The following is a 13,617-nucleotide window of genomic DNA, read 5'->3' as shown; positions in this document are numbered from 1 at the left end:
GTTCGATTGACAACCAATACTCGTCCTTTTTTCTTTTTTAGTGTAAAGTAGTAAATGGGTATGAAAATAGCAAATGTAATCGAAACTAGGAGTAAAAGGGGGAATCCGACTTGATAAAGTTATTTTCAGATAGTGATTTAGACGGAGTAGGATGTGGACTTGTTGCCAAACTGGCATTTGGTGATGAGGTTGATGTCTCCTATTGCTCTTACCGAAACTTAAATGAGCGCGTGGAAAAATATATTGAAAACCCAGAACACCATCAAGCAAAAGTATACATAACGGATCTTGCAGTGAACGATAAAAATGAAAAAGCACTGGAAAAACGTCATAAGGCGGGTCGTTACATACAGATGGTTGACCACCATAAAACAGCCATGCATTTTAACAAGTATGACTGGGGATTTGTACAGGCTGAATATGAGTCGGGCAAGAAAACTTGCGCAACTTCACTCTATTATGAATTTCTTCTTGAAAAAAATCTCATCCAAAAACATACTGGCTTAGAGGCATTTATTGAACTTGTAAGACTATATGATACATGGGAATGGGAAACTGAAAATCGCGTAGAAGCGAAACGCTTAAATGATTTATTTTTTATTATAGGAATTGAAGAGTTTGAAACGAAGATGCTAGAACGACTTCAAACCAATCAAGATACTTTCCAGTTGACGGAAGCGGAAGAATTTCTTTTAGATACGGAAGATAAGAAAATAGAACGATATATTAACTCGAAAAATAGACAAATGGTGCAAACCTTCATTGAAGATTATTGTGTGGGAGTTGTTCATGGGGAACAATACATTTCTGAACTTGGAAATGCACTTGGAAAGCTAAATCCACATCTTGATTTAATTGCGATACTAAATGTTGGCACGAAAAAGATTGGACTTCGTACCATATATGATGAGGTTGATGTATCTGAATTTGCGAAGCGATTTGGTGGTGGAGGGCATCCGAAAGCATCAGGATGTTCACTTGGCGATACAGCATTTGAGCTTTTTGTCAAAAATACATTCCCATTATATGCCATTCGCCATGATGCACCTGAAAACCAACTCAATCTCAAAGAGAATGATAATGGGACGCTGTTTGTGAATCGAAAAGGGGAAAAGTCCTTTATATTTAAAAAGGATGTTCGTTGGGTTATTCACCACGACAAGAAAACACTCGATGCAAAGTTTTCAACGTTTGAAGAAGCCGAGCGCTTTGTAAAACGTCAATTTGCAAGTGGCTTAGCCTTTGATAATGAACTTCTTGCCTATATTGGTGAGCATCTTAATAAGAAAGAGGATGCGATTAAAGCAAACCTCGACGGTGCACTCGTAAGTCTAAAGAACCAATTTTAAATGAAACGTGTGTTCGTATGGTAAAATGTGCTATAATGAATAAGCAATAGTTTGTCCGATAAGGGTGGTCGGCTAAGCTCCCAACTGAAAGGGGGTGATGCCTATATGACGATATATGAGAGCCTTGTGTTAATGCTTTCGTTCGCGTCGCTTGTTGTTGCGATTTTATCTTTTGACAACAATAAAAAATAGACCTCCCTTTTTCCGCTAAAAATCGGGTGAGGTCTATTTCATCTTAGGCTGATCCTCTTAGTGGGACCATTCTATTGCTAGGCCGTAGATGCTCGCAACATCTGCGGTCTATTTGTATTTTACGAGTATTTATTATTATAATACCATATCTTCATAAAAAATGTCACAAATACTTGAATTTCAAGGTGTATTCATTGCCTCAATGTACAAACTTCGGTAAAATACGTGGGGACATAAGAGGTTATTTCACATTATAAACATATGTATGAGAGGATTTGATACTTCATGACGATTCAACTAGAAGAATTGAAGTTACCGATAAATTTACAAACTGAGATTTCAAATAGGAAGAACCAAGTTTCAGGTGATGAACTATTAATTGGAAAAGGTGGTTACACTCCTTCAGATATCAATATTATTCGAGATGCAATTATTGCACTTAGCATTGGTAAAAATGTGCTATTAAAAGGCCCAACTGGTTCAGGAAAAACAAAGCTTGCTGAAACCATTTCACAGTTATTTCAACAACCCATGTACAGTATAAACTGTTCAGTCGACCTAGATGCAGAAGCCTTACTTGGCTACAAGACAATTCAAGAGCATGATGGAAAAATGAAAATTGAATTTGTTTCTGGACCTGTAATCAACGCAATGAAAAAAGGCTATTTACTTTATATCGATGAAATCAATATGGCAAAGCCTGAAACATTGCCAATTCTAAATGGTGTACTTGATTATCGTAAAATGATCACAAATCCGTTTACTGCTGAAGTAGTGCGTGCGGAGAATGGCTTCGGGGTCATTGCCGCAATTAACGAGGGCTATGTTGGAACCGTACCTTTAAATGAAGCATTGAAAAACCGCTTTGTCGTTATTGAAGTACCATATATTCAAGGCGAAACACTGAAAGAAGTTCTTCAAGCACAAACAGCATTGAAGGATGAAAATGTAATCAATAAATTTGTATCCTTGTCTGCTGATTTAATTACACAGGTCCGAGGTGGTATGCTTTCTGAGGAAGCGGCATCCATACGGGCATTGATTGATACTTGTGATTTAGCCATGTATATGCCACCATTGCGCGCCATTGAACGTGGTATCATTGAAAAGTTAGAAGATGATCGCGAGAAAGCAGCCGTTAAAAATATAGCAGAAACTCTGTTTGAGTGAGGTTTTTATAATGAGATTTATTCAATTTAATGATAAGAAGGTCGACTCCTTTCTATTCATGGAATTATCGGACCTTGCCAAAACAATCTCAAAAAATCCTGAACTCGAAATAGAGTTAGGCTATAAATCTTATCTTGATCCGATCCAGCAAAAGGTTATCATTAGTCATTTTTGGGATAATCGCACAACTAGCGACAAACGAAATGGACTATTAAGTGATGTCTTTTTACGGACCATTGGTAGCATGAAATATACGGATTTTAAAGAAATTGATCGCTATCTATCATTCTGTAGAAAAAGTGATCTTCCGAGTTTCGCGAAGCAATTGTTTATGCTGTTTGAAGATAGTCGTTTGGAAGAACAATGTAAAAAAGAACGACCAGGAACCCGAAGATCCTTTACTGAAAGACGACGTATTTATCGCAAGTATTATAAGGATCAGCTCCATGTTAACATTGTTAAAAGTGTACCAACAGATGCTTTGTTTAATGGTATTTTTGTTCTACTAACGGCTGAATCTCCACTTGAAGAAATTCCGTCTATTCAACAAAAAATTGATCTCTTGATTCCGTTTCTACGAGGTCAAATTGAGAAAGTCTTTGATGCAAAAAGTACAAAGGACATCGTCAAAATATGCACAGAAATCATCGATGTATTAGAGGATGTACTTGATGAAGATATGTTAAATACGTATTTTCATTTACCAGAACTCGATTATGAAATCCTTGAAAATGGCTTAACAATTGACGACTTGAAACGGAAGGATAAGTTGAAAAACAATGATGTACTTGATGATGTCAAAAAAGGGGATGAAGAAATCCACGAAGAGAAGTTCGAAACCTGGCATCGAGAAACAAGTTCACCAACAAAAAGCTTTTTACAATTTGATCTAGAACAAGGTTCACGAACGAATCTGATGGGTGAAGGAGCAAGAGAAGGCGAAGAGGGTGACCAAGCGTTAGGGATTGCCCAAGGCTCGTCTAAACAAAGTAAAAATAAAGATTATTCCAAGATGGAAGCAATGGAAATGGTCCATTCTGAAAAGGAAGGTTCCACAGAATCCGAATTTGGAAAAGAAAATCGTTTTGCTTATCCTGTCTTTAAGAATGCCCGAAAACCAACGGACGAAGAAGTCATCCAATACGAAAAAAACAAAACGATCATTGCTCCATATCAGAAAAAGCTAAAGCAAATGATCCTTAAAACATTGGAACATAAAAAGAATCTACCAAGTGGGGATTTACATTTTGGCAGACTAAATAAGAAGCTAATTCGTATCTTTACAGACGACAATCCAAGATTATTTTATAAAAAAGAACAACCATCCCATCAAATTGATGCGGTATTCTCATTGTTAGTGGATTGTTCGGCTTCGATGTACGATAAAATGGATCAAACAAAGCTAGGGATTGCACTCTTTCACGAAGCATTAAAATCTGTCCAGGTTCCTCATGATGTGACAGGTTTTTGGGAGGACACCAATGATGCAGATAGCACAAAACAACCGAACTACCTGCAAACTGTGATTGATTTTGACTCAAGCTTAAAGCGCAGCTATGGTGCGGAAATCATGCAACTCGAGCCAGAAGAAGACAATCGCGACGGTTTTTCCATTCGTTTGCAAACGAAGAAACTATTACAACGAACCGAGAAACAAAAATTCCTACTTGTCTTTTCTGACGGAGAGCCGGCAGCATTCGATTATGAGCAAAATGGTATTATTGATACACACGAAGCCGTATTAAAAGCACGAAAACATGGTATCGAAGTCATCAACGTCTTCTTATCAAATGGAGAAATTGATGAAGGCCAACAAACGACGATTCAAAACATTTACGGTAAGTACAGCATTTTAGTACCAAACATCGAGCAATTGCCAGATGTCCTGTTTCCATTACTCAAAAAGCTATTATATAAGAGTATTTAAAAAGGGTATTCTGTCTTTATTTAAAAATACGGCTAATAATAAAGGTTTACGGCCGCTAATTTAGATTTATGGCCGATATAATAATTTTACGGCCAATAACTAAACTTTATGGCTGATAGCCACTTTGACTTAGGAATCTATAAAAAAAGATCCAGCTGCTTTCAGCTGGATTTTTTCTGTACTAGAATGTTATCCCATCCCCAATCATATGATGAATTATCAAGTAATTAGGGGGGAAAGATTTGCAGAATTCCAGGCGATTTACACAAATTCCGGAAGAACTCATTTCAAAGTATTTTACATTAAGTGAGAAGGCCAAGGAAATTGAGAAGGAATTAAAGGAAATGAAGAAGGTTATTAATGTGTATTTTGATGAAACGGTAGGGAAGCAAGAAAAAGGGGAGTCTATTGTTGGAGATTACAAGATTCAACGACAAATACGTACCTCTGAAAGCTACCATGATGAAAAAATGGTTAAGAAATTAGAAGAACTTAATCTTGAGGATTGCATCCGAGTTATTAAGCAACCTGACCAGCAGAAAATTGATGCCGCTATTACACTTGGTCTTCTTGGACAAACAGACATAGAGGATTGTATCGTGAAAAAAACTACAAATGCAATCACTGTACGTAAACAATAAAAACAGGAGAGGTTACTCTCCTGTTTTACTTTTAATCTACTACAATATAACCAATCATTGGACCGTTATTATTGATATCGGAGTGATTCAAACAAATGATGCGATACATGCCTTCATCCTCAAAGTTTGCATTAATCGTGATTTCTTCTCCTTTTTTCACTGTACCTTTGATGTCTGTACCTTCGATGTAGAAAGAGTGCTCCTTGCCATTTACCCCATAAATATTAAAGGTCACTTCCTTACCTTGAGGAACATAGACTGTCCCCGGATTCCAGAAATAAGATTCAATTTCTTTGCCATCATCTGTTTTAGATTTTAATTCACCAGTTGTAATATGGATTACAACATCATCTTTGGCAGTTTGCGGTGCTATTGTTGGAATGATCTCAGGCTGCAACCATACCCAACCTCCAATCAATACCACTGCAGCAACAAAAGCAGCAACAATCCAACTCCTTTTAATCACAACAAATTTCATAATCAACCCTCCTATAGTTTGTCTCCCTATAATGTATGCTTGACCCACTCGAAAACTTGTCTACTATTTAAGTATTTTTAAAATTCTAAAAAGGATTCTTGCGAAATATGTAGAATATTATAGATTATATAACTTTGAGCTAATGATCCCATTGAAGTGAAAGAAAGGACTTGACGGAATGAATTCTGTATTAGGTGAACTCATTTATTTTCTCGAAAGCAATTTGTCGATTTTTTTAAAATCATGGAAGGATAAATCCGTGATGTCTGAAGATGACATTCATAAGGAAAAATTAGTATTAAATGGCTTAGCGATGTTTGAACTGATCAAAAATTCATTGATCAATCCAATCGATGATGAAAAACTAAAATCGTTTGCTCATAAACTAGCCAAAGAGCGAGTCGAAGCGAATATTAATATTGGGGAATTCATCTATAATGTAAACCTTGGTAGAACAGAAATTTTAAAATACATATATCGCTCAAAGCTTGATCATGATCAATTGGACCCTATTTTTGAAGAAGTGAATCGGATTTTTGATTTGTTCTCCTATTATGCTGTTTCCAAATATACAGAAATGAAAGAGAATCAGCTCCAGGAAAAAATACAATACATAGACCAAAGCCATCAAGAGCGGCTTACCATTTTGGGGCAAATGGCATCTACGTTTGTTCATGAATTCCGTAATCCACTTACGGCAGTCATTGGTTTTGTTAAAATAATCGGAAATGATAACCCGAACATTAAATATTTGGATATCATCAGTCATGAACTCAATCAGTTGAATTACAAAATTGCGCAATTTCTTCACGTATCCAAGAAGGAATTAATTGAGAGAAGTGAAAATGAAGTTTCATTACTTGATTTATTTACTGAAATAACCGAATTCATTTATGCGAGTATTTTAGATGGTGATGTGAAAGTACATACAAATATTGGTTCGAACATTTATATTACTGTTAATGAGGATGAGATTAGACAAGTATTATTGAATATACTTATGAACTCCATTGACGCATTAAAACAAAGAGAAACCGACCGCAACATTATCATTAAGGGGTATAATCTCGATAATCAGATTATTGTGTCTATTTCTAACAATGGCCCAGCCATACCTAAGGAATCCTTGGATACGATATTTGAACCATTTTATACAACAAAGGAATTTGGGACAGGGATTGGACTTTTTGTTTGTAAAAAAATTATTGAAAAACACGGTGGATCCATATCATGTTCATCAGATTCAAATTTAACAGAATTTAAAATAGTTCTACCATACAGTGATGCTAGTTAAACTCGGGAAAAGACCGAGTTTTTTTATGTCTAAAAATAGGAATCGTGTATAATAGGAAGAGTGAATTGGAGGAATTAATATGAAATCACTAGTTCTTGCAGAAAAACCTTCTGTTGGAAGAGACATTGCGCGTGTCCTTAATTGCCATAAGAAAGGGAATGGCTTTTTCGAAGGAGATAAATATATTGTGACATGGGCACTTGGCCATCTTGTTACATTAGCAGACCCTGAAAAATACGGAGATCAATATAAATCATGGAAACTAGAGGATTTACCGATTATACCGAATCCACTAAGCCTCGTTGTCATTAAGCAAACAGGAAAACAATATAGTGCCGTTAAAACACAACTGCATCGTAAAGATGTCAATGAGATTATTATCGCAACAGATGCCGGTCGTGAAGGTGAGCTTGTTGCTAGATGGATCATTGAAAAATCAAATACACGTAAGCCAATCAAACGGTTATGGATTTCATCAGTTACAGATAAAGCGATTAAGCAAGGTTTTGCAAACTTAAAAAACGGAAAGGAATATGAGAATCTCTATTCCTCAGCCGTTGCCCGTGCTGAAGCTGACTGGCTAGTAGGAATCAATGCAACAAGAGCATTGACAACAAAGTTCAATGCACAGCTCTCTTGTGGGCGAGTGCAAACTCCAACATTAGCCATTATTGCAAAGCGTGGAGAAGAAATTCGCAACTTTAAACCAGTTCCTTATTTTGAAATAAATGCATTTACGGACGGCTTAACCTTGAAGTGGCAACATGAAAAAACAAAGGAACAACGTATTTTTAAAAAGGAAATTTCAACTGCCATTGTACGATCTCTTCATGGACAGGAAGCAAAAATTATAGACGTGCAAACTGCACAAAAGAAAAGCTATGCACCACAGCTCTATGATTTAACAGAACTTCAACGTGATGCAAATAAACGGTTCGGATTTTCAGCAAAGGAGACCTTAAATGTTCTTCAAAAGCTTTACGAACAACACAAGCTTGTCACGTACCCAAGAACCGATTCAAAATTTCTATCAACCGATATTATAGATACTTTGAAGGATCGAATAGAAGCGTGTATGGTGCAACCATACGCGAAGCTTGGTGCCAAGATCTTGAAAAGCGGTATTAAAACGAACAAATCGTTTGTTGATAATAGCAAGGTTACAGACCACCATGCGATTATTCCTACTGAGGATCGCCCTAATTTACAAGCCTTATCTGCCAAGGAAGAAAAAATTTATGATTTAATTGTCAAACGCTTCTTAGCTGTTTTTCTTCCACCTTATACGTATGAACAAAAAAACGTTCATGCACGCATTGGCAAGGAACTTTTCGTGGCAAAAGGGATTACAGTCTCATCATTAGGTTGGAAAGAAGTGATTACTTCAACTGATGAGAATGATGATGCAGGTCAAATACCAGCTTCCGTTCAACCAGGATCAACTCTAAAGATCCTTTCTGTAAAGGAAATCGAAAAAGAAACGCAACCGCCAAAGCCTTTCAATGAAGGAACCTTACTTTCCGCAATGGAGAATCCAGCAAAATATATGGCTGGAGAAAGCAAGGATTTAATTGAAACCATTGGCAAAACAGGTGGATTAGGGACGGTAGCGACACGTGCAGATATCATTGAAAAGCTCTTTAATACATTTTTAATTGAGAAAAAAGGGCAAGACATCCACATCACCAATAAAGGAAAACAACTATTAGAGCTAGTACCTGATGATTTAAAATCTCCTGTGCTATCAGCTGAGTGGGAACAGAAGCTTGAACAAATCGCAAAAGGGCGATTGAAAAAGAATACGTTCATCTCGGATATAAAACAGTACACAAAAGAAGTTGTTAAAGATATAAAAATGAGTGATTCGAGGTTCAAACACGACAACATCACAGGCACAAAATGTCCTGATTGTGGGAAATTGATGCTTGAAGTCAATGGGAAAAAGGGAAGAATGCTCGTTTGTCAGGACCGTGAATGTGGTCATCGTAAAAACATTGCAAAAGTAACAAATGCAAGATGCCCGAACTGCCACAAGAAATTGGAACTACGCGGAGAAGGGGAAGGACAATTATTCGTATGTAAATGTGGACATCGAGAAAAATTGTCAACCTTCAACGAGCGACGCAAAAAGAACCAATCAGGAAAACTATCTAAACGTGAAGTGTCCAATTTCATGAAAAAACAGCAAAAAGAAGAACCGATTAATACCGCATTAGCAGATGCCTTAGCAAAGCTAAAGCTTGATAAGTAACCTATTTGGTTCCAAATACAACAGAAACCTGAGTCTTTAGTAGACTCAGGTTTCTTCATAGTTATTTTTTCTTACCCTCGTTTGTGCTGTAATAGAATTTAGCTGTAATCGAACCGTCTTCGTTTTCTACAATATCCGTCACATGGATTCCGGAATCAGCAGGTGTTGCACCATTGCCTTTCCAGAAGTAGTATGAACCAGTGTGAACATTGCCAGAAACCGGAGTGATTTTATTGCCCGTTTTGAAGAAGTCACCAGCATCTCCACGATTTGCATATTTTTCAAGATCATATTTTCCATCTGCTTGTAGAACTGATAACCCATAATGTGTTACTACTGTACCGTCACTTGCAGTCTGTGACTGGTTGTGTTGGAATCTCTTATTCATCCAGTTTGCGACGTTATTTGGACGGAAACCAGCAGTTTGGTATAAATTGATGATATTTTCATCTACATGCCATGCAACTAATCCATGTGCATCTTCGCCTTGACGGATTAAGCCTTGGTTAAAGCCGCTTTGTTGAACATTTTCGAATAAGAAATATTCTGTTCCGTTTGAACCTGGTACTTCCATTTTTACAATACCATTGCTATCCGTTGCTTGATCAATAGAAGGTAAAGTAATTTCTTGAACACCATCTTCTGGTTTCACTTCAATAGGATTCACCCAGCCAAGGAAAATCTTGGAGAATGGATCGAAATGGGTGGGTGAGTTACCGTTGTATTCTAGTGCATCAGGGTAACGCATCCAAGATCCACCCGCCATCATTGAGTAGTTACCAACACCTTCAGAATTATATGCTGTATCATAGAAATCTGGCAATCCTAACGCGTGACCAAATTCATGTGCGTAGACACCAACCTGCGCAGGGTAAGGGCCTGTAGCGGAAGTTTCATCATATTCACCAGTTGCTGCATTATACCCAGCTACATTTCCACCAATCGCAGGTTGGATGTTGTAGTTGTTAACGATTACGCCATCATATGTCATCGCTTCCGCTTGCGTTTTCGCAATCCACTCAGATTGGCTCATGCCTTCGTATACATCAGCTGGTTTACCAGTTTCATAGTATTTCCCATAGTACAGAGCACTTAATAGATTCCATTTATGGGACCAGAATTGAGCAGGGTCGCGGCTCCATTCCGCTCCAGTACCCTCGTGAACGATAAAAATATTTGGAACTTCTCCATTTTCGGCGTATTTAGAGAAATCAATTTGATCATCAGCTGCCTTCAGAAGATCACGAACAAACTCACCCGTATGTGCATCACCATTTACGTTACCAAGAACATACTTTCCATTTTCAGCAAACGTTCCTTCTTGATCGAGGTAGTAAGAGGCTCCTTTAGGTAGTTCCACCCAAGTAAACTCAGTATTTTCATGTCTCATTATATTCGTTTTGCCATAACTAGATTCTTTATAGGCGTTTTGCATGGTGCGATCCTTTGGCACGTTTGGACCATCATACTGCTTAAAATAATCGAGTTCATACGGATTGTATTCGCTTCCAAAAATAAGATCCTCATAATATTCGGCAGGAACCTGGCCTTCAAGATCACCAATCGGTTCATCACCATCTTTATACTTTGCTAGAATGACCAGAACTGGAATATCCCCTGTGGCTTCTTTGTAAGCTACATGATTATCACCAGGTTGTTGAAACTTCTTACCGTGATTCGCAATTTTTTCAGCTGGGTCCACTTTGGACACATCAAATCCTAACTCTTTTGCTTTTTCAGCTAGTTCTGGAGTCGCAGCAACATATTTCGCAAGACTTATATCGTGCTTGCTCGTTTCAACCGAAGGCGACTCATTGAGTTGATACCCAGTAAGTAGAACACTCCCAGCTAAAGCTAGAGTAAGACCCGCTTTTGATAATACTTTTAACAAAAACATCACTCCTTTATGTATGATAGGGAAAATATAACAGAATATTCGGAAACATATAAGATTCGTTCGTCCTAACTAACTATGTGACCTAATTCTCATTATTTTACAAATCGAGAAATAGTCCTAGGTTATAGTAAATAAGGCTTGGGTCTTTTTGGTTAGTAACGTTTAACTAGTAATTAATTTTTATGGGTAAATGCAGGTGATTAGATGACAAGAATAGAAATATATATTACTGAAAGTATATTTCAAGGAGCATTTTTATGAGAAACAAACAAGTGATGATGGACCTAATCCTGAATATCGCAAAAGGAGACGAACGAATTCGAGCTGTCTACATGAATGGCTCACGGACTAATTCAAATGTTCCTAAAGATATTTTTCAAGATTACGATATTGTATACGTAGTCACGAATACTCAATCTTTTATAGAAGATGAGAGCTGGATTAACATGTTTGGTGAATTACTCATGTTACAGGAACCAGATAGAAATGACCAATTATGCGGCGCTAATCTAGATTTTAGTCGTTCTTATGGTTATTTAATGCTTTTTAAAGATGGAAATCGAATCGATCTTCACATCAAAACAAAAGAAAAAATGCTTGAAGAATATGGTAGTGATAAACTGACAGTACCTTTAATAGATAAAGACAATATCTTACCATCCATTCCTGCTCCAACAGATATTGATTATCAAGTCAAACAACCCTCTGAAGCAATGTTTTTTAGTAGTTGTAATGATTTTTGGTGGTGTTTACAAAATATTGCCAAAGGAATTTGGCGAGACGAGTTACCCTATGCTAAACAAATGTTTGAAGTAGTTATTAGGCAACGCTTGGATGAAATGGTTGAATGGTGGATTGGGTGCGATACAGATTTTCAGGTTTCTGTTGGAAAAATGGGGAAGTATTTTAAAAAATGCCTTCCTGAATCTTATTGGCAGCAGTACGAAAAAACATATTCAGACCATAACTATGAGAACTTTTGGGATTCTATTTTTATCACTTGCCATTTATTTAGAACGTTAGCCTTAGAAGTAGCAGAAAAGCTAGTGTTTACATATCCAATTGAGGATGATCGGAAAATGAGTGAGTATTTGATGCATGTGAGAAATTTGCCGTCGGATGCCAAAGAAATTTATTAAAAACGGAAAGGGGTAATACCTTATGTCAGAAACAATTTATGATATCGAAGACGTATTGAAAATGTTAGATTCGTTACTGCGTGAGCCAACACATTTTTGGGATACTTTTTATACTGACAGGGAAAAAAGCATACCTTTCTTTGTGAACTCTCCCGACGAAAACTTAGTTTCATACTTTGATAGAAATTTCTTCACTGGAGGCAGAGTTTTGGAATTAGGATGTGGGCCAGGTCGAAACGCAATGTACTTTGCAGCAAAGGGCTGTACCGTTGATGCTGTTGATTTATCTGAAGAATCTCTTAAGTGGGCCGAAGAGCGTGCTAATGAAAGTGAGTTACAAATACACTACATTCATAAGAATATCTTTGAATTAGAGGTTGAGGAAGGTACTTACGATATTGTATATGATTCAGGTTGCTTTCACCATATTGCTCCTCATCGAAGGATATCATACATAAATTTAGTGAAAAAGGCATTAAAACCAAATGGCTTTTTTGCCCTTACTTGCTTTGCCGAGGGCGGAGAATTTGGAGGGTCCGATATCTCTGACTGGGAGGTTTATCGATTACGGAGTCTAAAGGGTGGTTTAGGCTACACCGATCAAAAATTAAAGTCTATTTTTAGAGAGTTTAAAGAAATTGAAATAAGAGAAATGAAGGTGGTTGAACAGCCAAATGAAGTCTTTGGAGTACCTGGATTATTAACCGCATTATTTCAAAAACAGTAAGGTTTCGGGGTGTTTCAATTGATAAAGTTTTTTGAGTATAACTGGCAGGTAAGAGATGAATGGTTTGAATGGTGTAAAGAGCTATCATCTGATGATTTGGTAAAGGAGCGCACAGGTGGAGTAGGTAGTATTTTATATACATTATTTCATATTATTGATGTGGAGTATAGTTGGATAAGGGGAATTCGGGGAATGGACGATGTAATCGTTCAGTACTCGGAATATAACAATTTAGGTAAGGTTAAACTCCTTTCTGACCATTACCGAAAAGAAATAAATGGGTTTTTAAAATCAGGTTTGGTAGAAATAAAAGAGAGAAAAATAAAGGTTGCATGGGACAACGAGCTATATACAGTTGATGAAATCCTTCATCATATCATTGCACATGAAATACACCATATTGGCCAACTCTCAGTATGGGCTAGAGAATTAGGTAGAAGTCCTGTATCTGCAAACTTTATTGGCAGAAAGATAACATCTACTATGGATTTTAGTTATTATTACGAATGATTAACGTTATGAATCCACCTAACTATCATACATATAAGGTAA

At 37.0% G+C, this 13,617-nt stretch carries 12 protein-coding genes; 10 read left to right on the top strand and 2 right to left on the bottom strand.

Annotation, left to right across the window (positions count from 1 at the left end):
• The first annotated feature begins 110 nt into the window (after positions 1 to 110).
• The 5 genes from CKK03_RS15165 (at position 111) to CKK03_RS15150 (ending at position 5,279) form a co-directional block, all read left to right on the top strand.
• Positions 111 to 1,349: a DHH family phosphoesterase gene (locus CKK03_RS15165; RefSeq protein ID WP_099363392.1), complete on the top strand. Its 1,239-nt coding sequence runs from the start codon at positions 111 to 113 to the stop codon at positions 1,347 to 1,349.
• A 105-nt stretch (positions 1,350 to 1,454) separates the two neighbouring features.
• Complete coding sequence (locus CKK03_RS24255; RefSeq protein WP_369695634.1) at positions 1,455 to 1,541, top strand: putative holin-like toxin; 87 nt, start codon at positions 1,455 to 1,457, stop codon at positions 1,539 to 1,541.
• Positions 1,542 to 1,826: 285 nt separating this feature from the next.
• Entirely contained in the window at positions 1,827 to 2,711 is an 885-nt protein-coding gene (locus tag CKK03_RS15160) for an ATP-binding protein (protein WP_099363391.1), read from the top strand.
• 10 nt (positions 2,712 to 2,721) lie between these two features.
• Positions 2,722 to 4,638 (top strand): vWA domain-containing protein, encoded by a 1,917-nt coding sequence (locus CKK03_RS15155; protein WP_099363390.1) that lies wholly within the window; start codon positions 2,722 to 2,724, stop codon positions 4,636 to 4,638.
• Between the two features lie 242 nt (positions 4,639 to 4,880).
• Complete coding sequence (locus CKK03_RS15150) at positions 4,881 to 5,279, top strand: hypothetical protein (protein ID WP_099363389.1); 399 nt, start codon at positions 4,881 to 4,883, stop codon at positions 5,277 to 5,279.
• Positions 5,280 to 5,310: 31 nt separating this feature from the next.
• Here CKK03_RS15150 and CKK03_RS15145 read toward each other — a convergent pair whose 3' ends face one another.
• Positions 5,311 to 5,757 carry a cupredoxin domain-containing protein gene (locus CKK03_RS15145; protein ID WP_099363388.1) on the bottom strand — a complete coding sequence of 149 codons (447 nt, stop codon included), beginning with the start codon at positions 5,755 to 5,757 and terminating at the stop codon, positions 5,311 to 5,313.
• Between the two features lie 178 nt (positions 5,758 to 5,935).
• Between CKK03_RS15145 and CKK03_RS15140 the strand changes: the two genes are divergently transcribed.
• A complete protein-coding gene (locus tag CKK03_RS15140) occupies positions 5,936 to 7,051 on the top strand; it encodes a histidine kinase N-terminal domain-containing protein (RefSeq protein WP_099363387.1) in 1,116 nt (371 codons plus the stop codon).
• 79 nt (positions 7,052 to 7,130) lie between these two features.
• Positions 7,131 to 9,302, top strand: a complete 2,172-nt coding sequence (locus CKK03_RS15135; RefSeq protein ID WP_099363386.1) for a DNA topoisomerase III — start codon at positions 7,131 to 7,133, stop codon at positions 9,300 to 9,302.
• 61 nt (positions 9,303 to 9,363) lie between these two features.
• Here CKK03_RS15135 and CKK03_RS15130 read toward each other — a convergent pair whose 3' ends face one another.
• A complete protein-coding gene (locus CKK03_RS15130; protein ID WP_099363385.1) occupies positions 9,364 to 11,193 on the bottom strand; it encodes a M6 family metalloprotease domain-containing protein in 1,830 nt (609 codons plus the stop codon).
• A gap of 263 nt (positions 11,194 to 11,456) precedes the next feature.
• Here CKK03_RS15130 and CKK03_RS15125 point away from each other — a divergent pair, with 263 nt between their 5' ends.
• From CKK03_RS15125 to CKK03_RS15115, 3 genes are read left to right on the top strand one after another with little or no spacing between them, the layout of a single operon-like run.
• Positions 11,457 to 12,338: an aminoglycoside 6-adenylyltransferase gene (locus CKK03_RS15125; protein WP_099363384.1), complete on the top strand. Its 882-nt coding sequence runs from the start codon at positions 11,457 to 11,459 to the stop codon at positions 12,336 to 12,338.
• 22 nt (positions 12,339 to 12,360) lie between these two features.
• The gene (locus CKK03_RS15120; RefSeq protein ID WP_099363383.1) at positions 12,361 to 13,065 is read left to right on the top strand and encodes a class I SAM-dependent methyltransferase; all 705 of its coding nucleotides are present in this window, start codon (positions 12,361 to 12,363) and stop codon (positions 13,063 to 13,065) included.
• An 18-nt stretch (positions 13,066 to 13,083) separates the two neighbouring features.
• On the top strand, positions 13,084 to 13,575 hold the full coding sequence (locus CKK03_RS15115) for a DinB family protein (RefSeq protein WP_099363382.1): 492 nt from the start codon (positions 13,084 to 13,086) through the stop codon (positions 13,573 to 13,575).
• Positions 13,576 to 13,617 lie beyond the last annotated feature (42 nt).

The organism is Fredinandcohnia onubensis (assembly GCF_002734215.1).
GTDB lineage: Bacteria > Bacillota > Bacilli > Bacillales > Bacillaceae_L > Ferdinandcohnia > Ferdinandcohnia onubensis.
The sequence above is the reverse complement of the archived record's forward strand: the minus strand, read 5'-3'. Positions and strand labels throughout refer to the sequence as shown.

Bases quoted from the DNA above. Each gene is read 5' to 3' on its own strand.
- CKK03_RS24255 (WP_369695634.1), top strand. From the start codon at position 1,455: ATGACGATATATGAGAGCCTTGTGTTAATGCTTTCGTTCGCGTCGCTT.
- CKK03_RS15160 (WP_099363391.1), top strand. From the start codon at position 1,827: ATGACGATTCAACTAGAAGAATTGAAGTTACCGATAAATTTACAAACT.
- CKK03_RS15155 (WP_099363390.1), top strand. From the start codon at position 2,722: ATGAGATTTATTCAATTTAATGATAAGAAGGTCGACTCCTTTCTATTC.
- CKK03_RS15145 (WP_099363388.1), bottom strand. From the start codon at position 5,757: ATGAAATTTGTTGTGATTAAAAGGAGTTGGATTGTTGCTGCTTTTGTT.
- CKK03_RS15140 (WP_099363387.1), top strand. From the start codon at position 5,936: ATGAATTCTGTATTAGGTGAACTCATTTATTTTCTCGAAAGCAATTTG.
- CKK03_RS15135 (WP_099363386.1), top strand. From the start codon at position 7,131: ATGAAATCACTAGTTCTTGCAGAAAAACCTTCTGTTGGAAGAGACATT.
- CKK03_RS15125 (WP_099363384.1), top strand. From the start codon at position 11,457: ATGAGAAACAAACAAGTGATGATGGACCTAATCCTGAATATCGCAAAA.
- CKK03_RS15120 (WP_099363383.1), top strand. From the start codon at position 12,361: ATGTCAGAAACAATTTATGATATCGAAGACGTATTGAAAATGTTAGAT.